Below are 21,729 nucleotides of genomic sequence, written 5' to 3'. Positions count from 1 at the left end.
TCGCAATGCATGTGTCATAAGCGGAGCACCGTCTTTGCTATGATGTTTTTCTGAACTTCGCTCGAACCGCCGAATACGGTCCAGGCACGGCTGTTGAGATAGCGCGCGGCGGCGACCTGCGCGTCCTCGTCGCCGATCGCGGGCGGCGCTTCGTTGCCGTAAAGCGGGCGCACGGTCGGCAGTTGCAGGCCGTCATAGCCGTGCAGGTCCATCGCGAGCGCGTCGATCCGCTGATGCAGTTCCGACGAGATCAGTTTGACAAGCGAGGTTTGCGGACCGGCAGGGCGGCCCTTCGCGATATCTGCAAGGATGCGCAGTTCGGTCGTTTCGAGCGCCTCGGCCTCGAGCCGCAGCCGCGCGATCCGGATTGTGATCTGAATATCGCCGCCCAGCGATCCGTTATGCCCGCTCGGCGCGACGCCCGCGAGTTGCTCAAGGTGGTCGATCGCGCGGATCAGGCGCGGCGCGTGGAACGATCCGCCGCGCTCGTTCTCGAGCAGGAATTTGGCGATCGTCCAGCCCTGACCCTCTTCGCCGATCCGGTTGTCGACCGACGTGCGCGCGCCGTCGAGGAAGACCTGATTGACCTCATGGTCGCCCGCCATGGTGATGATCGGGGTCACGGTGACACCGGGCTGGTCCATGGGCACGAGCAGGAAGCTGATCCCCGCCTGCTTCTTCACCTCGCCGTCGGTGCGGACGAGGCAGAAGATCCAGTTCGCGTGATGCGCGTGGGTGGTCCAGATCTTCGACCCGTCGACGACATATTCGTCGCCGTTGCGCCGTGCGCGGGTACGGAGCGAGGCGAGGTCGGAGCCGCTTTGCGGCTCGGAATAGCCCTGGCACCAATAATCGGTGCCGGCGCGTATCGCGGGCAGGAAGCGGTCCTTTTGTTCCTGTGTCCCGAAGGCGCAGATCACCGGGCCGACGAGGCGGAGACCGAGCACCGACAGCGCCGGGGCGCCCGCGATCGCACATTCCTTTTCGAAGATATAGCGCTGCATCGGCGTCCAGCCGGTCCCGCCGCAATCCTCGGGCCAGTGATAGGCGACCCAGCCCTTGTCGTTGAGGATACGGTGCCAGACGAGGCCGATGTCGGGTTCGACGAAAACCCCGGGGGTGCGTTTCGCGCCATCGCGGACATAATCGGGAAGCGAGGTGCGGAGGAAATCGCGCACCTCCTCGCGAAATTCTAGTTCGTCTTGGGTGAGATCGAGATCCATAATCTGACTAACGTTCGAGGATCGCCACCGCCGACAGGCCGGGCGCTCCATAGACATGAGAATAGCCCACCTTGGGGCCGTTCGGGACTTGCCGCGCGCCGCCGCGGCCGCGCAGTTGCACTGTGTTCTCGTAAACCTGCCGCAGGCCCGAAGCGCCGATCGGCTCGCCGCAGGCGAGGCAGCCGCCGTCGGTGTTCACCGGCATCCTGCCGCCGAGCTCGCTCCATCCTTCGGCAAGCCATTGTTCCTGCTCGCCGTCGTCGCAGAAGCCATTTTCGGCCATATGCATGATCTCGGCGCCGCTCTCGGTGTCCTGCAATTGGGCGACCGAAATATCTTCGGGGCCGATGCCCGCCATTTCGAACGCTGCGCGGCTCGCGACTTCGGTCGGCTTGCCGCCGCCTGTGATGCTGATCGATGGCGCGAAGACCTCGAACGATCCTTCGGGTCGGGTGCGGAAGGCGACACTCGCGATGCGGATGGCATCAGAGCCCAGTTCGCGGACCTTCTTGCCGCTCGCGAGCACCAGCGCGACCGCGCCCTCGGCGGGCGAGCAGAACATATATTTGGTCAGCGGATCGTTGACGATCGGCGCGCTCAGGATCGTGTCGAGATCGACCGGCGAACGCCGCCAGGCATGCTCGCAGAGCGTGCCGTTGCGGAACGCCTTTTCGGCGACGAGGCCGAGGGTGCGGCGGCTAATGCCGTGGAGCGCCATATAGCGCTGAATCTTGAGCGCGAAGAATTGCGTCGTCAGCATCATGCCGGTTTCGCCATACCATTCAGGCAGGCCGTAATCGGACGGCTTGGCGTTGAAGGCGCCGCGCGGATGCTTGTCGAAGCCGACCGCGAGCGCGATGTCGCACGCGCCCGCCGCGATCGCATTACGCGCCGCAGTCAGCGCGCTGCCCCCGGTCGCGCAGCCGTTGGCCACGTTGATGAACGGGACGCTGGTCAGCCCGAGCTCGTTGACCATGATGTCGGCCGACCCCGCCGCCGCCGAGCCGCCGTAGGCGAATTCGACGTCGCCCCATTCGATCCCGGCATCGGTCAGCGCCTCGCGCACCGCATAGACGCCCTGATCGCGCCCCGAGCGGCCATCGGTGCGGCCGAAGGGGTGGATGCCCGCGCCGATGATATGGACGTCGTCGTTCATGGCTGGCGCTCCGGACGGAAGGCATAGGTTGACCGCGCATCGTCGAAGGGCACGACGGCGAACTCCATCGGCATACCGATTGCGAGGTCGGCGGGGGAGGCGTCGACGATCCGCGTTTCGACAATCACTTCGCCGGGCAGTTCGACATAGCCGATGAGGAAAGGCTGAAAGAGCTGCGGACCGTTGTAAGGTTCCTTCGGCTCGAAGCCCTGCGTCGTCCACGACCAGAGCGTGCCCTTGCGCGACAGCGCGACGGGTTCGACCAGCGCGGCGGCGTCGCCCGACGGCACGGGGAAGACGATCTCGCCGTCGGCGCGGCGTGCGCCGATCAGCCGCGGTTCGGCTTCGTCGGTCCACAGGCCGGGGGCAATCGGGGTCAGCGCGCTCATGCTGCCCTCGCAAAGCTGCGCAGGCAATGATCCTGATCGCCGAACAATTTGTCGAGCAGCATCACGCGTTTCAGCGCATGACCGATCGCGAGCTCGTCAGTCTGCCCCATCCCGCCGTGCATCTGCACCGCTTCGAGCCCGATCCGCGTCGCCGCTTCGCCGACAAAGGCTTTCGCGCCTGCGGTGATGCGCGGCCAGTTCGCGTCGTCGGTCGTCGGATCGAGCATCGCGGAGCGCAGCACCATCGAACGTGCCTGTTCGAGCGCGGCATAGCATTCGACGAGCCGGTGCTGCAGCGCCTGAAAGCTGCCGATCGCGGCGCCAAACTGCTGGCGCTCGCCGACATAAGCGAGCGTGTCGTCGAACATCCTCTGCGCGAGCCCGAGCATCTCGGCGGCGGCGAGCATACGCACATCGCCGATCACGCGCTGAAATTTTGCCTCGGGCAGATCGAAGATTTCGGCAGACGTGCGGTGCAGGTCGACCGTCGCGGCATAGGATCCGTCGATGACCGGATAATCCTGCCGGACGACGCCGGCGGCGTCGCCCGCAACCTTTGCGAGTTTATGCCCCGCGATCGTGATCAAAAGCGTATCGGCAAGCGGGGCGCCGAGCACGAAGGTCTTCGCGCCGGCAATATGGCCGGCATCGAGCCTGGTGCCAACGGCGTCGGTTTCATAGCGGCGGCCGGGCTCGGCGAACGCAACCGCTGCGAAATGCGTGCCCGCGACGAGATCACGCACCAGTCGGCCATCGCCCGCCGCGGCAGCAAGTCGAACCGGCAGCACACCATTTTCGAGCCAGGGGTCAATCGCGACCCCCTTGCCGAGCGCTTCGGCGACGAGCGCGAGGTCGACCATCGTTCCGCCGATGCCGCCCATCGCCTCGGGCGCGGCGAGCGCGAGCAGGCCGAGGTCGGCGACCTCCTGCCAGCGTGCGCGCGAATAGCCGCCCTCGACTTTGCGCATCGCATGCCGCGCCGCGATGTCGACCGGGCCGAGAAAGCGGCCGATCATGTCGAGCGTCAGCTGCTGGTGGTCGTCGAGGTCGAAATTCATGCGCGCCGCCGGAAGCTGATCGGCAAAGTGGTGAGCCCGCGCAACAGCATGTTCGGCGGCCAGCTCGGCGTGTGACCCTCGGCGACGCGGAAGTCGGTGAGCCGGGTCAGCAGTTCGGAATAGGCGACCGCCATTTCCTTGCGACTGAGCATATTGCCGACGCACATATGGATGCCCTTGCCGAAGGCGAGGTGACTGCGCGCATTGGCGCGTTCGATGTCGAAACGGTCGGGGTCGGGATATTTGGCGGGATCGCGGTTCGCGGCAGCATAGCGAAGCTGGACCATCGCGCCCTTCGGGATTTGGACTCCGCCGAGTTCGGCGTCTTTCAACACCATGCGCCACATGCCGGCGGTGGGGCTTTCGGTTCGCAGCACCTCCTCGACGAGGTTGATGATCGCGCGCTCATTGCCCTCGTCGGCGGCGGCGACGGCTTTCGCCATCTGGTCGGGGCTTTTGATCAATTGAAGCAAGCCGCCGGCGAGCGCCGAGGTCGTCGTCTCGTTCCCCGCGACCATCAGCTGCTGCATGATCGACAGGATCTCCGCATCCTCCAGCGGACGCTCGCCATCGACCTCGGCATAAACGAGGTCGGAGAGCAGGTCGTCGGTGCGATTGGCGCGGCGCTCGTCGATCTTCGCTTTCACATAATGCTGGAACTCGACCACCTCGCGCGCGCATTCGAGCTCGCGCTCCTTGGGGATCATCCGCCCGAGCCGGTCGACGAAGGCGTCGGACCAGTGCTTCACGCGGTCGAGATCGCCCTCCATGCCGATCTGGCTCGCGATCATCGCCACGGGCAGCGGAATGCCGAAATCGCGGACGAAATCGGCGTCGCCTTTCGCCGCCATCTTTTCGATCAGGTCGACGACCACCCCGCGCATATCCTCCTCGATCGCCGCGACGCGCTTCATCGAGAAGGCGAGGTTGACGAGCTTGCGGAAGCGCGTGTGCGTCGGCGGGTCGGCGGTCAGCAGCGTGTCGACCTGCGGCCAGCCTTCCGCGAGGATCGCCGCGACATCGCTATCCTCGGCCATCGCGCCCGACAATGTGCCCTGGAAATTGTTCGAGAAAGTCTCGACGTCGCCGGTTGCTTGCGAGCAAAGATCGTAGGAGAGGACGAGGAACATGCCCTCGGAAAGCTGCACGACGGGGCTCTTGGGCATCCAGGCGCGATAATAGTCGAACGGGTCCGCGATGACCTGCGGGTCGAAAAAACTGCTTGCGGCGATATCGTTCACGCGCCTCTTTCCTCAATCTTCTTGTTATACGCGCAACTATATGCAGCCGCTCCCGGCGCGCGATGCACATTTTCGTTAGGAGCGCGCGGGGTTCGGGGCGACATGCGCGAGGGCGTTGACGAGCAGGCGGCGAAGGTTCGGATCGGCGTAGGCGGCGGGGCCGTCGCCGGGCTGGAGATAGACGAGGCGCCCCGCGCCGACGGGCTTTTCCCACGCGATGAAATCGCTTTCGGGCCGATGGTCCCATCCGGCGTTGCTGAACATGCGTCCGGCGACCGCCTGCGCCGCCGAATAGAAATTGTCGCGGATGAAGGCGTGGTCGGCGCGGAGCAGCGGCTTGGCCGCGCCCCATATCGGCGCCAGATACAGCTCGTCGCAGAGCGGGAAGCGCGGCGGCAGACCCGCGGTCACCGGATGATCGGGGTCGAGGATGACCGCATCGTAGCGGACCTCGTGGCGATAGCCCGAGTCGAGATGCGCTTCGCCATTCGCTTCGCCGGGTTCGTAGAGGAAGCGCCCGCCGAGCATGTCGGCCCATTCGGGCCACTCGGCCCAGCCCGCGATCGCATGATGCATCGCGACCGCGCCGCCGCCGCGCGCGAAATAGTCGGTGATCGCGCGGCGGTACGTGAAGGAAGGCGGCCGCGTCGCCGCTTTGCCGTCTTCGAAGCGATATCCGGGCATATCGTAGAAGAGGATCGCGTCGGCATCATTCGCCGCGCCGGCGGCGACAGCAGTCTCGGCCTCGGGATGGATCAGGTGCGTGACCGCCCAGCCCTCGAAGCTCGCGAGCAGACCGGCGAAGGGCTCGGCGTCATAAGGATGACCGCCCGACAGGACGAGAAGACGGCGGGCATTCATGCGATCTTGAGGATCATCTTGCCTTGGTTGCTCCCCGCAAAGAGCCGCATGAAGGCGCCGAAGCTGTTTTCGATCCCTTCGTCGACATGCTCGTCGGCGATGAGCTTGCCCTGTTGCAGCCAGCTCGCCATCGCGGCGCCGCCCTCGGCGAAGCGGGGGATATAGTCGGCGACGAGCAGCCCGCGGATCGAGGCGCGGTGGACGATGAGCTGCCAGATGTTGCGCGCGCCGACCTTGTCGACGCTGTTATATTCGCTGATCAGGCCGCAGAGGCCGATGCGCGCGCCGTGGCGGAGGTTCATCAGCCCCGCGTCGAGGATGTCGCCGCCGACATTTTCAAAGATGATATCGACGCCATCGGGCGCCTCGGCGCGGATCGCGTCGGTGAGCGCCTGCACATCCTTGCCGTGATAATCGATCGCCGCGTCGAAACCGTAGCGATCGACGAGCTTTGCACATTTCTCTGCGCCGCCCGCGATGCCGATCACCTTGCTCGCGCCCTTGATCTTCGCGATCTGCCCGACGAGCGAGCCGACCGCACCCGCGGCGCCGGTGACGAGCACGACGTCGCCGGACTGGGGCTCGCAGACGTCGATATAGCCGAAATAAGCGGTCATCCCGACCGCGCCGAGCACCGACAGATAATTGGTGACCGACGGCACGAGGCTCGCATCGATCGGCTGGGTGAAACCGCCGACGGTGCCAACCGAATATTCCTCGATGCCGTTCAGGCCCATCACCCACTGGCCGGGCGCGAAGCCTTCGGCCTTGCTCGCCTCGACAATGCCGATGGTCGAGGCGCGCACCGGATCGCCGAGCGGGATCGGCGGCATATAGCTTGGCGCATCGTCCATCCAGCCGCGGATCGCGGGGTCGAGCGAGGCATAATGATTGCGGATCAGGAATTGCCCGTCAGCCAGCTCGGGCGTGGATTCGGTGATGAGCGAGAAATCTTCCGGCACCGGTTCGCCATCGGGCCGGCGGACAAGGAGAAAGCGGCGGTTGTCAGGCATAGGGGCTCCTCAAGCCGGGACGATGGAGACCGGGATCGCGCTCTGCAGCGACTGGCCGGTAATGGGGTCATAGGACACGCTCTCGCTGACGAGGCGGTTGGTCGAGGCGCCATGTTCGTGAACGCCGTCTGCGCCGATGTCAGGGCCGCCAAAGGCGTGCGCCATCGACACGACGCCGGGGCGCATATTCTCCGCCGAGCGCGCGACCGCGACGACCTCGCCCACCGCCGAGCGAATGCGCACCGTATCGCCGTCGGCGCAGGGGATCAGCGCAAGATCGTCGGGATGCAGGAAGGCGGGGTTCGTCGTGCGCTTGGCGCGCAGCGCGGGCAGATTCTGTCCGGTCGAGTTGAAGCGATGCCGGCTGCGGCGCGACACCATGCGCCAGGGAAAATCGGGCGTGGGCTGATCGGCGCTGCCATAGGCGATAAGCTGGTCGGGCATCGCGCCCGCGGTGAGGTCGAAGCGTCCGGGCGCATCGGGGTCGCCTGCTTCGACTATGGGATGGAGGTCGGCGTAGATCACTGCCTTGCCGTCGACGGTATCAGCTCGCACGATGCTGGGTGCGACCGCGCAGCCTGCTACCATCAGGTCGAGAAAAGCCTCTTTCGTCGGCCGTTCGGCCATCGGGCAAGCACCGCCCGCGAGCGGCATGCCGGTGCCGAGACGGTGCGCGAGCTCCCAGAGCATCTCCCATTCCTCGAGCAGCCCTTCGGGCGCTTCGATCATCGCCTCGGTATAGCGGGCGTAGGGGATTTCGTACCACCATTCGCTGAGGTTGCTGATGTCCTCGCGCTCGAGGCACATTTTGGGGGCGAGGATATAGTCGGCGCGCTTCGCGGTCGCGGACCCGGCGTTGACATCGATGCACACGAGCAACTCGAGCCCGTCGATCGCGCGGGTCATCTTGTCCTGATCGGGGAAAGCGACCACGGGGTTGCCCCCGATAACGATCAGCGCGCGCACCTGGCCTTCACCCGGCGTCAGCATCTCGTCGGCAAGGACGTTGCACGGCATCTCCATACCGAGGTGCGTGAGGCCGCGGATGCGCGAGGCGGGGAAACCCTCGCCATAGAGCGCCATCGGCGGCGCGACCTGCGCGCAGCGCTGGGTGACGGGGGTGAAGACGCGCGGGATCGAGCTCTTCTCGCCCTCGCGGCAGAAGCGCCCGCAGATGATGTTGAGCGACGAGACGAGATATTGCGTGAGCGTGCCGTTGCCCGCCATTTCGGGGCCGGTGCCGGTTGAGACGACGCCCTTGGTGCCTCCCGCGAACATCCGCGCCGCGGCGACGAGCTGGCTTTCCTCGACCCCCGCGCGCGCCGCGGCGACGGCGGGGGTGAAGCCCGCGACCGCGCGCAGCAATTCGTCGAGGCCGTCGACGTAATGCTGGACGAACGCCTTGTCGTACAGGCCCTCGGAGAGGATGACGTTGATCATCCCCGCGAGCAGCGCGGGGTCCTCGCCGGGCCGCACGGGCAAATGGATATGCGCGAGCGCGGCGACGTCGCTCTCGCGCGGGTCGGCGACGATCAGCTTCAGACCGCCTTCGAGCGCATCGCGCAGGCGGCGCGAGGGCGAGAAGGGCGGCAGCCCGCCCGGGGGGCCGTAGTGCGAGACGATCGGATTGTTGCCGATGAAGAAGGCGACGTCGGCTTCGGCGAACGTATGCATCCCGCCCATCCAGCTGCCGTAGCGCATCGTCGTATAGACTTTCGCGGGCTGGTCGAGCGTCACCGAGGTATAGATGTTGCGCGTGCCGAGCCCCTGCGCGAACGACATCGCGCTGCCGACCCCCGCGCTGTTCTGGAAAGCATAAGTGCCGCCATAGACGGCGACGGCATGCGGGCCGTGCTCGGCGACGATCGCCGCCAGTTTCGCGCCGATCTCGTCGAGCGCGTCGTCCATGGCGATATCCTGGAACGCCCCGTCGACGCGCTTCTGCGAGACCGTCAGCCGCTGTGGGCCGTGGTGCGCTTCGGCAAGCTGGCGGCCCTTGATGCACGTATAGCCGCCGAATACCGGATCGTCGGCGTCGCCATGCACTTTGGTCACGCGTCCGTGCTCGATGGTGACGAGCATCGCGCAATTGGCGTGGCAGAAGCGGCAGAAACTGCGGCGGACCTCGGGCATCGTCTCTCTCCCTGATCACATCCTACGCCAGCGCGTGGACCAATCGACTGGCACTTTTGGCGGTGGCTGGCTGCCGAACTCAGGCGCAATTTTAGTACTGGAACAGGGAGAGTATCGATGCCGACATCGCGCCAATGGCTGCTGAACGGACACCCGCGCGGGCGCGGGATCGAGGATGGCGATTTCAAGCTGGTCGAGACGGGGATCGGCGCGCCGGGCGCGGGCGAATTGTTGCTGAGGACGCTCTATCTCGGCTTCGATCCGGCGCAGAAAGGGTGGATGGAGAATATCGCCGACTATGTCGCGCCGATGGCGATCGGCGACGTGATGCGCGGCAGCGGGATCAGCGAAGTCGTCGAAAGCAACAACCCGGGTTTCGCAGCGGGCGATCTTGTCATGGGATCGACCGGCTGGACCGAATGGCATGTCTCAAGCGGCGAGGGGCTGGTCAAGATCGAGACCAAGCTGCCGCCGACCGCGATGCTGTCGGTGCTCGGGACGACCGGCGTCACCGCCTATTGCGGGCTGTTCAAGATCGGGCGGCCGGTCGCGGGTGATACGGTGCTGGTGTCGGGCGCGGCGGGGGCAACGGGATCGGTCGTCGGCCAGCTCGCGAAGATCGCCGGATGCCGTGCGGTCGGGATCGCGGGGGGCGAGGACAAGTGCCGCTGGCTCGTCGAGGAAGCCGGCTATGACGCCGCGATCGATTACAAGGCGGGCAATGTACGGGCGCAGATCAAGGAACACTGCCCGGGCGGCGTGAACGTCATCTTCGACAATGTCGGCGGCGCGATCCTTAACGACATGCTCGGCGAGATCGCAACCGGCGCACGTGTCGCGGTGTGCGGGGGGATCAGTCGCTACGAGATGGGAACGCTGCCCGCGGGGCCGCAAAATTATTTCAACCTGATCTTCCGTCGCGGTTCGATGGCGGGCTTCATCGTGCTCGACTGGGCGGCGGAGTTTCCCGAGATCCGCAGGCGGCTCGAAGGCTTCGTGCTCGAGGGGCGGCTCAACTACCGCGAGGATGTGCAGGACGGGTTCGAGAATGCGCCCGACACGCTGAAACGGCTTTTCGTCGGGCAGAATCGCGGCAAACAGCTCTTGAAACTCTGAGGAGAGGCATATGGGCAGGCTGGCCGGAAAGCGCGCCGTCATCATCGGTGCGGCATCGACGGGAAATATGGCGCAGGTGACCGCGCGGCGCTTCGCGCGCGAAGGCGCGACGGTGATGGTCGCGGGGCGCAAGCAGGAGCCGCTTGATGCGCTCGCGGCCGAGATTGGTGGTCATGCCGCGCTCTGCGACATCACCGACAAGGCGTCGGTCTTCGCGCTCGCCGATGCGGCGAAGGCGAAGATGGGCGGGGTCGACATCGCGATGAACGCTAGCGGGTGGGGACTGCTGAAGCCCTTGCTCGAGGTGACCGAAGAAGAGCTCGACGCGATCGTCGCGCTGCAGTTCACCGGGGTGCATCATTTCCTCCAGGCGTTCGTCGGCGCGATGCTGACGAACGACCCAGCCGGCGGATCGATCATCCAGATCTCGTCGGCGACGACGCACTCGCCGATCGGCAATCACGCCGCCTATATCGGCACCAAGACGGGGTCGGAGGCGCTGATCCGCTGCGTCGCCAATGATTTCGGCGCGGCGGGGATTCGCGCGAATATCGTGTCGCCGGCGTTTACCGAGTCGCCGATGACGCAGGGCGCGTTCGCAACGCCGGGGCTCGTCGATGCCTTCCTGCCGCGCTACCCGCTGGGGCGCCTGAATACGTCGGAGGATGTGGCGAATGCGTGCCTGTGGCTCGCGAGCGACGAGGCGTTCGTGACGGGCGAAAATTTGCAGCCGAACGGCGGGCTCGCGCTGCGCGGCAATCCGCAGGAGGCGGATATTGCCGCGGCGGTGGGCGCGGCGATGGCGAAACTGCAGAACTGAAGATCCTTCCTGTCGCGAAACGATGGGAATCGGACCGCTCGCGAAGCGAGTGGTGGAGGGGCGGCGTTATAGCCCCTCCGTCAGCGCTTCGCGCTGCCACCTCCCCATGCCTGCGGCACAGGGGGGATCGATTAGCCGATCTGCCGCTCGCGGCCTTCCCAATAGGGAGCGCGGAGTTCGCGGCGTAAGATCTTGCCCGACGGGTTACGCGGCAACGCGGGGATGAAATCGACCGACTTCGGGCATTTGTAGCCGGCGATCCGCTCACGCGCCCAGCCGATGATCTCGTTCGCGTCGACGCTCGCGCCTTCGCGCAGAACGACGCACGCCTTCACCGCCTCGCCCCATTTTTCGTCGGGCACGCCGACCACCGCGACGTCGGCGACCGCGGGGTGGCCATAGATCGCATTCTCGACCTCGGCCGGATAGATATTCTCGCCGCCCGAGATGATCATGTCCTTCACCCGGTCGTGGAGGTAGAAATAGCCGTCCTCGTCGGTGTAGCCGGCGTCGCCGGTACGCAGCCAGCCATCGCCGTCGATCGTCTCGGCCGTCGCTTCGGGCCGCTGCCAATATTCGCGCATGTTCGCCTGCGTCCGGATCGCGATCTCGCCGATGGCGCGCGGGGGCAGGACATTGCCGTCGCCGTCGATCACGCGCATCTCGACCCCGCGCAGCGGCTTGCCGACCGAGCGCATGCGCTCGTTGCCCGCCGGATCGTGATCTTCGGGCGGCAGCGCGGCGATCGTGCCCGATGTTTCGGTCATTCCGTACATCTGGACAAACCCGCACTGGAAGACGTCGATGCACCGGCGCAGCAGATCGAGCGGGATCGGCGAGGCGCCGTAGGCGATATGGCGGAGGCGCGAGAAATCGACCTCGCGCGCGCGCGGCTGATTGACGATGATTTGCATCGCCGCGGGGACCATGAAGATTTTCGAGATGCCATGCGCCTCGATCAGGTCGAGCACCCCGCCGGGATCGAACTCGCGCGTGATCACACCCGTCGCGCCGTTGGTCATCACGGTGATGCCGTAACCGGTGCCGCCGATGTGAAAACAAGGCATGGCGACGAGGCCCACATCGTCTGCGTCCCAACGCTCCCAGTCGGCTTGCAGCGCGGGATCGCGGTCGAGCTTCGAGCGCAATACGGATCCGTTGGTCAGCACCGCGCCCTTGGGCTTGCCGGTCGTGCCCGAGGTGTACATCTGGATCACCGCGTCGCCTTCGCCGCGCGACACTTGAGCGGCGCTGTCGGGGAAGGTGTCGCGCCAGGGCCGGTAGTCGGCAAAGCCGCTCGCGGCTCCTTCGGTGGCGATCACATGTTCGACGCCCGGAAAGGTCTCGCGGTGCGCGGCGACGAGTTCGGTGAATTCGGGCCCGACGAACAATATGCGCGCGCCGCAATTGTCAATGATCCACGCGATCTCGGGCACCGCGAGCCGCCAGTTGACCGGCGTCATCACGCCCCCCGCCTTGGCGACCGCCATTACCAGTTCGAAATAGATGTCGCTGTTCTTGCCGAGATAGGCGACGCGATCGTCGGGCTTCAACCCGAGCGACATCAGCGCATTCGCGCCGCGGCTGCTGTTCGCGTCATATTCTTCGTAGCGCGTCGCACGGCCTTCGAAATGAAAGACGATCTTGTCGGGCCGCTCGCGCGCATTTCGCCGCGCAACGTCGGCGACCCGTTCGAATGGCGGCACTTTCACGCTGTGTCTCTCCCTACGCCCGGCCGGTGCCGAGTGCCTGCCGATAGAGATTGGAGTCGGCGGCGTAGAAATTGCAATGGAAACCCGACGGAACGCGGAACGGCACATGCGCCGTCGCGACCGGTCCCGCGGCAATGTCGAGCGCATCGAAGATTGCCAGCTCGCTCGTCGCGGCACCGGCGCGGTGGACCAGCGTCATCGCATAGCCGTCGCCTTCGCCCTGCGCGCCTGTCTTTGGTGCAAAAATCAGCTCGCCGCATGAGGCGCCGTTGCCGAAGTGGTAAACATCTTCCGTGCCGCTGACCGTGTCGAAGCGCAGCACGCCGTCCATCCCCTCGGCGCGCCCGTCGCGACTATTGAGGTTGATGTTGGCGAAGCTGTGCCGCGACGCGCGCGTAATAAAACGGTCGTCGGGACGCGGAAACTGGATGTCGCGGTCGTTGAGCGTCTCTTCCCTGATCCAGGTTCCGTTGCCGTTGGTCCGGGGGTCGATCGTCCAGCGGCGCAGGCTCTGCTGCGTGTCGGCATGCGTCCGCTTTACCCCGGCCTCGTCGGGGAAAAGCGCGGTGCCGTTCGCTGCGGCGACATCGGCGATGATCTTGCCGTCCGCTTCCCACACATTGAGTTCGTGGAACATATGGCGCGGCTCGTACTCGAACCAGCGGACGTCGCTCGCCGACCCTTCGCGCGGCATCACCGCGAATTTGGTCGGGCGATCATTGACCCAGGCGGTCATCGGGCCGCCCTTCATGAAGCGGGCCAGGTCGACATCGATCGGGATCACCGGAAAGACGACCCAATTCTCGGTCAGGAAGAAGGTGTGCATCAGCGCATTGTGCGGCATGTCGATCAGCTCGGCCTTGCGCACGCTGCCGTCGGCGGCGATTACGTCGTAGCGGATCTGCGCCGCGCCCATCGGGCCGTTGATCATCGCGCCGATGTTGACGAGTTCGCCCGTATAATGGTCGATCTTGGGGTGCGCGGAAAAGGTCGTGGTGATCGTCCCGCCATAATGTTCCTCGCCCAGCGTTTCGAGCGTGCGCGGGTCAAGCTCGACCGCGGGGGCGCCCTCCATCAGCGCGAGCAGCTTGCCACCATGGACGATGATATTGGTGTTTGCGGTGTTATAGCGTTTTCCCTGCACCGACGGGTCGGCGGTCATCGGATTGCCGAACAGACCGAACAGCCGCCTTCCGGCCGCCTTCTCCAGCTCGAACTTCTCGGTCCGCACCCAGCGGTTGAGCATCGACGCCCGGCCGCCCTCGATGTGAAAGGCATAGACCATGCCGTCGCCGTCGAACCAGTGATACTCGCCCTCGCGCGTCGGATAGAGCGGCTCGGGCCCGTTGCGATAAAAGACCCCGACCAGATCGGCGGGAATTTCACCGTCGACGATCAGGTCGGGCGCGGCCGCCTCGAACCGCACGGGTTGATGATGTCCCGACAGGAAAGGATGGTCGAAAAAGGCCTGCGTCATCTCGGTTCCTCTTTGTCGTCCGGGTCATCAAGCAAGGGGCGGTGCATCGCGCCGCCCCTTGCTTTCCCCCTTTCGATCCCGCCGCGCCCGTGGCGGGGCCGCATCGTCGTCAGAAACGGAAGCCGAGTTCGACCCCGTAGGTGCGGGGCGCCTGCGCGGCGCCAAAGGTGAAGAGACCCGCGACCGGCAAAGTCGACGACAGGCCCTTGTGGTTGGTGAGGTTGCGGCCGAACAGCGCGAGGCTGACTTCGCGGTCGTCGCCGAGCAGGAAGGTGTAGCCGATCTGTGCCGACAGGTTTTCACGGTCCTCGGTGAAGCAGCGGTTGTCGTTGGTCACCGCGCCCGGGATGACCGGACGGTTCGGCGCGATGCAGGTCACATATTTGCTCTGGTAACGCAGCAGCGTCGAGGCATCGAAGCGGCCTGAGCCGATCTCCTTCGAATAATTCAGCCCAGCCGACCACTGGAATTTGGGCGCGCGGCGCAGCGTCAGCGTCGACACATCGTCCGCAATGCCGTCGGCCGGGCTGCCCGGCGTCAGGCCGACGATGTCGTTGAAGAAATTCTTGTACTTCGCGTCGGTGTAGCTGAACGACGCATTGAAGCTGAACGCATCGGTCATCTGCGCGATGATTTCGGCCTCGAATCCCTTGATGTCCGCCGACGAGGCGTTGCGCACCACCGTTTCCTGCGGGTTCGACGAACCCGGAGGTGCCGGCTGCACGACCTCTTCCTGCTTGTTGTCATATTTGGTGTAATAGAAGGCGAAGTTGGTGCGCAGCGTGCGGTCGAGCCAGTCGGCCTTCAGCCCGACCTCATAGGCATCGACCGTTTCGGGCTGATACGGCCCGAGCGAGGTCGGCGACGCCGCGCGGCCGTTGAACCCGCCCGAGCGGAACCCGCGCGAGAAGGACGCATAGACGAGCTTGCCCGGTTCGATCGTATATTCGGCGTTGGCGCGCCATGTGAACTTGTTGAAGCTGTCGCTGCCCGAGCAATTGTTCGCGGGGCTGTAGACCGGGATCACGACGCCCGGTGCGGCGCTGGTGGTTCCCGTCACCGCGACGCACGACATGCCGTCGAAATTAGGCTGCGTAATGCGAACGAGCGCACCGATGCGACCGTAATTGTTGAAGATTTCCTTCTTGTCCTTCGTGTAGCGCGCACCCAACGAGATTTTGAATGCGTCGGTCAGGTTGATCTGCGCATCGGCAAAACCAGCGTAGGATGTGGCGCTATGGTCGACAAATTGACGCAGCACCGCAGTCGATCCCCCGCCGAGCACGACCCCGAAATTGGTCGATTGGTCGAGCGTGTAGCTGCTATCGAAATAATAGCCGCCGAGGAGTATATTGACCGTGTCGAAATCGGCGAGCAGGCGGAGTTCCTGGCTGAACTGCTTGTATTTCTGCTGGCGCCGCGTGTCGAAGAAATTGGCCGAGCTGCCGTCGAAATCCTGCGTCACCGATTCCTTGTTCTTGATGTATCCGGTGACCGACGACAGCGTCAGATTGTCGCTGAGATCGATGTCGATATTACCCGTGACGCTGTCGACATCGTTGCGGACCGGCGTCTCGATATTCTGGAACGTCGTGTACAGCCCGTGTGCCGGAAGCGACCAGCGGTTGCATTCGCCCGCAGGTGAGAAGCCCGGGGCGCCCGGGGCGGCGCAGATCACGTCGCGGCCGCGTTCCGATAGCGCGGAAGCGACGGTCTCGCCGCGTTCGCGCGTGTGCTGGTACGTGACCTGCGCGGTGATCGCGTCGCTCGGCGTGATCAGCGCCGTGACGCCGCCGGTCAGCGTTTCATATTTGCCTTCGCGGCGGTCCTTGGTGACGTTGTAATAGAAACCGTCGGTCTTGTCGTAATATCCAAAGGCTTTGAGCGCGATGAAGTCGCCGAGCTTACCGGTGTTGACGACGAGGCGCGCGCGTTTCGTGTCGAAATTGCTGTAGGCGAACTGGCCGCGTACGCCGAAATCCTCGGTGGGTTTGGTGCGGATGACGTTGATGACACCGCCGATCGTGTTGCGGCCGAACAAGGTGCCCTGCGGCCCGCGCAGCACTTCGAGGCGTTCGAGGTCGAAGCTGTCGAGCAGCTGGCCGGTGTTGGTGCCGATGAAGACGCCGTCGACGACGACGCCGACCGCGGGGTCAAAGCTCTTTTCGATATCCTCGAAGCTGATACCGCGGATGGCGATGGCGGCGGCGCTCGGGCCCGCGCCGACCGAGTCGACGACAAGGCTGGGGACGCGGCCCGCGATATCGCGGATGTCGTCGATCGTCGCCGATTCCAGCGCCTTTTGGTCGAGCGCGGTTACCGCGATCGGGATCGACTGGATGTTTTCCTCGCGCTTCTGCGCGGTGACGACGATCTCGCGGATGGCCCCGCTGTTTTCCTCGACGGGCAGCTCCTGCGCCGCGGCCGGGGTAGCGATCGCCAGTGCGGCGAGCGATATGGTGGCGTAAACGGCAGGCAGCATTCGAGCATGCGTGGTCATCGCGTTCCTCCCTCCTCGCGCCGGCGCATAGGCTCGCCAGTCACGTTGGAAGCGAAGGTCCGCTTTATGCCCCGATTCAACAATCATCAAAAATATCAGGCGTGCCGTAATGATGCCTAATGTCTTGATTTTACTGGCGTTGTGTCGCGCCGCCGTCGGCGAAAAGGCCGTGCCCGGACATGAATCGCGCATCGTCGGACGCCAGAAAGGCGGCGACATCGGCGATGTCTTTGGGGTGTCCGAGGCGGCCGAGCGCCGCCTTGTCGATCCAGCGCTGTTTGAACTCGGGCATCGCGGTAAAGGCGGGTGCGGTCATCGGCGTGTCGATCGCGCCGGGCTGGATGCAGTTGACGGTGATGCCGAACGTCCCAACCTCCGCCGCGACCGATTTCGTCATGCCGAGCACGGCATGTTTCGACGCGCTGTAGGCGGTCATCCCGGCCTCGCCAAAGCTCGACATCACCGATCCGATCAGGATGATACGGCCATGTGGCGAGCGCTTGAGCAAGGGCAGGGCGTCGCGCATCAGGCGGAACACTGCGGTGACGTTGACCGCCATCATCGTTTCAAAAAATTCGTCCCCGTGGCCATCCAGCATCTGCACGCCCGTGATCCCCGCGCACGCGACGACGATGTCGAGCCCGCCGAAGCGCATTTCGGCCTCGGCGACCAGCCGCGTATTGATGCCGGGTTCGGTGACGTCGGCGGTGATGTCGACGTTGCCCGCGCGGTCGGTGGTCAGAACGCGCGCGCCGTCGGCAGACAGTCGCTCCGCGGTGGCAAGCCCGATCCCCGATCCGGCGCCGGTAACGAGCGCCGCGCGACCGGCGAGACGGCCGGTCGTCACAACGAACTGCCGCCGTCGACGCGAAACTCGGCGCCGGTCGCGAAGGCGGACTCATCCGATGCGAGATAGAGGACGATCGCGGAAATCTCTTCGGGTTTGCCAAGGCGGCCGACCGGATGCGTCGCGACCCAGCTGTCGTAGAGCGCCTGTCCGTCCTCGACCTGCGCCATCACCTTGTCGAGGATGGGCGTGTGGATCGCGCCCGGATGCACCGAATTGCATCGGATGCCATAGCCTTTGCGCGCATAGTGCAGCGCAACCGACTTGGTGAGGTGCGTTACCGCGGCCTTCGCGGCGTTGTAGGCGGCAAGGTCACCCTGCGCGCGCACGCCGCACATCGACGACATGTTGATCACCGACCCGCCATGATCCTGCATCTTGGGAATGATGTGCTTGCAGCCAAGGAACACGCCGTCGACGTCGACCGAAAATTCGTGGCGAAAGGCTTCGAGCGTCAGATCCTCGATCGACCCGTGGGTGGTGATCCCGGCATTGTTGACGAGGATATCGATGCGTTCGGCCGTGCCAAGCGCGGCGATCCATTCATCTTCCTTCGATACGTCGAGCCTGACGAAGCGCTGACCGAGTTCGGCGGCGAGTGCCCCGCCCGCCACTTCGTCGATATCGGCGATGACGACAGCGGCGCCCTCGGCGACGAAGCGGCGAACGATGTCGAGGCCGAGCCCCGACGCGCCGCCCGTGACAAAGGCCGTCTTGCCCGCGATCCGCCCGCTTGCTCCTGCCATTTGATCCTCCCTCTTTTTCCCGTGGCACTATCATCCTGCGCGAAGGGCGAGGGGACTATTTATTGCGCTAGGTGCGGGGAGCGGGCTGACGGTTCCAAGGTCGAGGGGCCCGTTGCAGGAGAGGCGGCATGTCGGCAGGCTGGGACTATATCATCGTCGGTGCGGGATCGGCGGGGTGCGTGCTCGCCGAGCGGTTGAGCACCGACCCGCAAGTCCGCGTGTTGCTGCTCGAAGCGGGCGGCAGCAACGACAGCCGCTGGGTTGCGATCCCGAAGGGCGTCGCGAAGCTCGTCACCAACCCCGACCATATCTGGGCCTATGGCGTGTCGCAGCCGCGCGGCGACGGCGCGGCGCCGAGCGAGGTGTGGATCCGCGGCAAGGGGCTCGGCGGATCGTCGTCGGTCAACGGCATGATCTGGAGCCGCGGCGAGCCAGCCGACTATGACGAATGGGAAAAGCTCGGTTGCACCGGTTGGAACGGCGAGGCGATGACTCATGCCTTCCGCAAACTGGAGGATCATGGCCTCGGCGCGAGCGCGATGCGCGGCGCCGGCGGACCGGTCGGCGTCGCGCCCAAGATCCACAGCTATCCGCTTGCCGAGACGATGGTCCAGGCGGGGGTCGAGATGGGACTGCGCCCCGTCGACGACCTCAACGCCGCGATATCGGACCGCGTCGGCTTTTATTCGCACAACGTCCGCCGCGGGCGGCGCGAAAGTGCGGCGACCACCTTCCTTGCGCGGGCAAAGAAACGGCCGAACCTGTTTGTCGTCACGCATGCGATGGCCGAACGGCTGATGGTCGATGGCGGACGCGTGACGGGCGTCGAGGCAAAGGTTGCGGGGCAGTCGCGGCGCTTCGATTGCGAGGGCGAGGTGATCGTGTCGGGCGGCACATTGGAAAGTCCGTTGCTGCTTCAGCGGTCGGGCATCGGCCCCGCCGATGTGCTCCGCGCCGCCGGGGTGGAGCCGATCGTCGACGCGCCCGACGTCGGCGGGCGGATGCGCGAGCATCTGGGTTTTTCGATGCCGCACCGCCTGTCGCGCGATATCGGCAGCAACCGCAGTTTCTACGGCATCGGCCTGGCGCGCGCGATGGCGCAATATATGCTGACGCGCGGCGGCATCATGGCAACGGGACCGTTCGAAGTCGGCGCTTTCCTGAACCTGACAAGCCGCGACATGCGGCCCGATCTCCAGCTCTATCTCGGCGGTTACACCTTTGCCCTGGGAGACGAGAAGCATCCGGTGCCGCTGAACCGCATCGACCGCAAGCCGGGGATGACCATCTATGGCCAGCTCCTGCGCCTGACGAGCGAAGGGAGCATCCTGATCGCTGGGCCGGGCAGCGACGTGGCGCCCGACATCAAGCCCAACTGGCTGTCGACGCGCGACGATGAGCGCACGGCGATCGCGGCGGTGCATGCGATGCGGCGCTATATGGCGCAGCCGGCGCTCGTCGGGCTGGTCGAACGCGAACTGCTTCCCGGCGCGGCGGTACAGAGCGACGCCGAAATCCTTGCGGCTTTCCGTCGTCTCGCGACCTGCGGGCTGCACGGGGTCGGGACGTGCCGGATGGGCAGCGACAATCGCGCGGTCACCGATGCGCGGCTCCGCGTCAACGGCGTCGACGGCCTGCGCGTCGTCGACTGTTCGGTAATGCCGTCGCCCGTAACGGGCAACACCAACGCCCCGGCGATGGCGCTGGCGCTCCGCGCTGCCGATTTGATCCGCGAGGACCGGCGGAAATTGCGCGCAGTGGCCTAGGCGGTCTCGTGATCCTTGAGCCAGCCGATCCCGCGGCGCAGCAGGTCGTAAAAGACCGGCAGATCCCACGCGCAGCGGTCGACCGTGGGCCACCAATCCATCATCGGCTGCAGATCATAATGGCCGCGGCAATGGCCGAGCGTGAGGTAGAGCACTGCGCCCGCGCCATGCTGCTTGATGTAGAAGACCGGATAGGTGCCGGGCGCATCGTCGGCCTCGACGAAGCCGGTGCCCGGCCCGGTGCACTCAGTGTCGAGAAGGACGTGCAGGTGCCCGTGCGTTTCGAGGTGATAAAGCTCGTCGGTCGTCTCGAACGGCTCGATGCCCTTGGTGAGGGCATGGTCGGGATCGGCGACGCGGACGGTATAGGGCTCGATCGCGGGATGGCTGATGAATTGCGACCCCAGCAGGTCCATCATCAGCGGCGCCCAGCGCGGCGCGTCCCAGACACCCGTATCGAGCAGGCGGAGGATCGAGTTGGTGCCGTGGAGCGCATACCAGCGCCCGCCCTTTGTCAGCCAGCGCTTCAGCGCTTCCTGCGCAGGCAGCGACGGCGTGACGTCGCAGGTATAGGTGATCAGGATGTCTGCCGCCTCGATCGCCTCGATATTCTCGTAATTCTCGAACACGCGGGTTCGCACGCGCTGATCCTCGGCGAGCAGCTTCAAAAGCTCGAGGCGCGCAAAATCCATGTCGTGCCAGACGCCGCCGCAGATCAGCACGCAATCGATGCGGGGTGGATGCTCGCTCTCGCTCATCGCCGGTCCTCTCCTCCCGTTGTCGACGTAACATGCGTGCGCGGCGCGCCCGCGTCACCTTGCTGTATTGATAGGTTCCTGACAGCCGCGAAACTGGCAAGAGAAACAGCGAGAGGAGAGGCGCGATGCGGCAGAAGCTCGGCGGCAAGGTCGCTTTGGTCACCGGTGGAACGAGCGGCATCGGCGCCGCGACCGTTGCAAGGCTGGTTCGCGACGGTGCGAAAGTTGTCTTCACGGGCTCGAATGCCGAGGCCGCGGCGGCGGTCGAGAGCGAAACCGGGGCGATCTTTCGTGCTCACCGCGTCGAGGATGCGTCGGCGTGGGATGCGCTGATGGCCGAGATCGAGGCCGAATATGGCCGGCTCGACATCGCCTTTGCCAACGCCGGGACCGAGGCGGGCGACGCGAGTGTCGAGGATATCGGGATCGACGCGTGGAACCATATCGTCGGCGTCAACCAGACCGGAGTGATGCTGACCGTCCAGCACGCAATCCGCGCGATGGCGAAGAACCCGCAAGGGCCCAGGGGATCGATCATCGTCAACTCGTCGATGAATGCGCACCGCGCGATGGGCAATTATGCCGCTTATTCGGTGACCAAGGCCGCCGTGGTCGCGCTCGTCAAATCGGCCGCGATCCATTGCGCCGGGAAAGGTTATGCGATCCGCGTCAACGCGGTCCTGCCCGGCGTCGTCGAAACCGACATGATCCGCGGCGTGATCGACCGTGCGCCCGACCCCGCTGCCGCGCGTGCGGCGTTCGAGGGGATGGCGCCGATGAAACGCATGGCGCAGCTCGACGAGGTGAGCGCGCTGGTCGCCTTCCTCGCGTCGGACGAGGCGGGCTTCATCTCGGGCGCCGACTATGTGATCGACGGTGCGACGACCGCCGGGATGATGGGGGTCTGATCCGA

18 protein-coding genes are annotated in these 21,729 nt (G+C 65.4%); 4 read left to right on the top strand and 14 right to left on the bottom strand.

Translation table 11 applies throughout. The annotated features are described in order from the left end of the window. Positions 1–14: 14 nt before the first annotated feature. The 8 genes from ASD73_RS12995 to ASD73_RS12960 form a co-directional block, all read right to left on the bottom strand. Entirely contained in the window at positions 15–1,223 is a 1,209-nt protein-coding gene (locus ASD73_RS12995; RefSeq protein ID WP_056372839.1) for an acyl-CoA dehydrogenase family protein, read from the bottom strand. A 7-nt stretch (positions 1,224–1,230) separates the two neighbouring features. Continuing rightward, positions 1,231–2,379, bottom strand: coding sequence for a thiolase family protein (locus ASD73_RS12990; RefSeq protein ID WP_056372838.1), 1,149 nt, complete (start codon positions 2,377–2,379; stop codon positions 1,231–1,233). After that, positions 2,376–2,768 (bottom strand): Zn-ribbon domain-containing OB-fold protein, encoded by a 393-nt coding sequence (locus tag ASD73_RS12985; RefSeq protein WP_056372837.1) that lies wholly within the window; start codon positions 2,766–2,768, stop codon positions 2,376–2,378. The genes ASD73_RS12990 and ASD73_RS12985 overlap by 4 nt, the downstream gene beginning before the upstream one ends. Next, positions 2,765–3,826 (bottom strand): acyl-CoA dehydrogenase family protein, encoded by a 1,062-nt coding sequence (locus ASD73_RS12980; protein ID WP_056372836.1) that lies wholly within the window; start codon positions 3,824–3,826, stop codon positions 2,765–2,767. The genes ASD73_RS12985 and ASD73_RS12980 overlap by 4 nt, the downstream gene beginning before the upstream one ends. Then, complete coding sequence (locus tag ASD73_RS12975) at positions 3,823–5,067, bottom strand: cytochrome P450 (RefSeq protein ID WP_235534358.1); 1,245 nt, start codon at positions 5,065–5,067, stop codon at positions 3,823–3,825. Before ASD73_RS12975 ends, ASD73_RS12980 begins: the two co-directional genes overlap by 4 nt. 75 nt (positions 5,068–5,142) lie before the next feature. Then, entirely contained in the window at positions 5,143–5,928 is a 786-nt protein-coding gene (locus ASD73_RS12970; RefSeq protein ID WP_056372835.1) for a ThuA domain-containing protein, read from the bottom strand. After that, positions 5,925–6,941, bottom strand: a complete 1,017-nt coding sequence (locus tag ASD73_RS12965; protein ID WP_056372834.1) for an NADP-dependent oxidoreductase — start codon at positions 6,939–6,941, stop codon at positions 5,925–5,927. Before ASD73_RS12965 ends, ASD73_RS12970 begins: the two co-directional genes overlap by 4 nt. Before the next feature lie 9 nt (positions 6,942–6,950). Beyond that, positions 6,951–9,074, bottom strand: a complete 2,124-nt coding sequence (locus tag ASD73_RS12960; RefSeq protein WP_056372833.1) for a molybdopterin-containing oxidoreductase family protein — start codon at positions 9,072–9,074, stop codon at positions 6,951–6,953. Positions 9,075–9,191: 117 nt separating this feature from the next. Between ASD73_RS12960 and ASD73_RS12955 the strand changes: the two genes are divergently transcribed. After that, the gene (locus tag ASD73_RS12955; RefSeq protein WP_056372832.1) at positions 9,192–10,190 is read left to right on the top strand and encodes an NADP-dependent oxidoreductase; all 999 of its coding nucleotides are present in this window, start codon (positions 9,192–9,194) and stop codon (positions 10,188–10,190) included. 10 nt (positions 10,191–10,200) lie between these two features. After that, positions 10,201–11,010 (top strand): SDR family NAD(P)-dependent oxidoreductase, encoded by an 810-nt coding sequence (locus ASD73_RS12950; protein WP_056372831.1) that lies wholly within the window; start codon positions 10,201–10,203, stop codon positions 11,008–11,010. 131 nt (positions 11,011–11,141) lie between these two features. Here ASD73_RS12950 and ASD73_RS12945 read toward each other — a convergent pair whose 3' ends face one another. The 5 genes from ASD73_RS12945 to ASD73_RS12925 form a co-directional block, all read right to left on the bottom strand. Then, complete coding sequence (locus ASD73_RS12945) at positions 11,142–12,722, bottom strand: fatty acid--CoA ligase (RefSeq protein WP_056372830.1); 1,581 nt, start codon at positions 12,720–12,722, stop codon at positions 11,142–11,144. A 13-nt stretch (positions 12,723–12,735) separates the two neighbouring features. Continuing rightward, positions 12,736–14,199, bottom strand: a complete 1,464-nt coding sequence (locus ASD73_RS12940; RefSeq protein ID WP_056372829.1) for a carotenoid oxygenase family protein — start codon at positions 14,197–14,199, stop codon at positions 12,736–12,738. A 109-nt stretch (positions 14,200–14,308) separates the two neighbouring features. After that, a complete protein-coding gene (locus ASD73_RS12935; RefSeq protein ID WP_162248152.1) occupies positions 14,309–16,699 on the bottom strand; it encodes a TonB-dependent receptor in 2,391 nt (796 codons plus the stop codon). Positions 16,700–16,829: 130 nt separating this feature from the next. After that, the gene (locus ASD73_RS12930) at positions 16,830–17,546 is read right to left on the bottom strand and encodes an SDR family NAD(P)-dependent oxidoreductase (RefSeq protein ID WP_056372827.1); all 717 of its coding nucleotides are present in this window, start codon (positions 17,544–17,546) and stop codon (positions 16,830–16,832) included. Next, positions 17,543–18,292: a glucose 1-dehydrogenase gene (locus tag ASD73_RS12925; RefSeq protein WP_056372826.1), complete on the bottom strand. Its 750-nt coding sequence runs from the start codon at positions 18,290–18,292 to the stop codon at positions 17,543–17,545. The genes ASD73_RS12930 and ASD73_RS12925 overlap by 4 nt, the downstream gene beginning before the upstream one ends. Before the next feature lie 128 nt (positions 18,293–18,420). On the opposite strand from ASD73_RS12925, the gene ASD73_RS12920 reads away from it, so the two are divergent. Further along, positions 18,421–20,058, top strand: coding sequence for a GMC family oxidoreductase (locus tag ASD73_RS12920; RefSeq protein WP_056372825.1), 1,638 nt, complete (start codon positions 18,421–18,423; stop codon positions 20,056–20,058). Here the strand turns inward: ASD73_RS12920 and ASD73_RS12915 are convergent. Beyond that, positions 20,055–20,816: a ThuA domain-containing protein gene (locus ASD73_RS12915; RefSeq protein WP_056372824.1), complete on the bottom strand. Its 762-nt coding sequence runs from the start codon at positions 20,814–20,816 to the stop codon at positions 20,055–20,057. The genes ASD73_RS12920 and ASD73_RS12915 overlap by 4 nt on opposite strands. 125 nt (positions 20,817–20,941) lie before the next feature. Here ASD73_RS12915 and ASD73_RS12910 point away from each other — a divergent pair, with 125 nt between their 5' ends. Then, positions 20,942–21,724, top strand: coding sequence for an SDR family NAD(P)-dependent oxidoreductase (locus ASD73_RS12910; RefSeq protein WP_056372823.1), 783 nt, complete (start codon positions 20,942–20,944; stop codon positions 21,722–21,724). Positions 21,725–21,729: the final 5 nt, after the last annotated feature.

Source organism: Sphingopyxis sp. Root154, assembly GCF_001427105.1.
In the GTDB taxonomy this organism is placed as follows: domain Bacteria; phylum Pseudomonadota; class Alphaproteobacteria; order Sphingomonadales; family Sphingomonadaceae; genus Sphingopyxis.
This window is presented reverse-complemented; position numbering and strand designations above follow the sequence as displayed.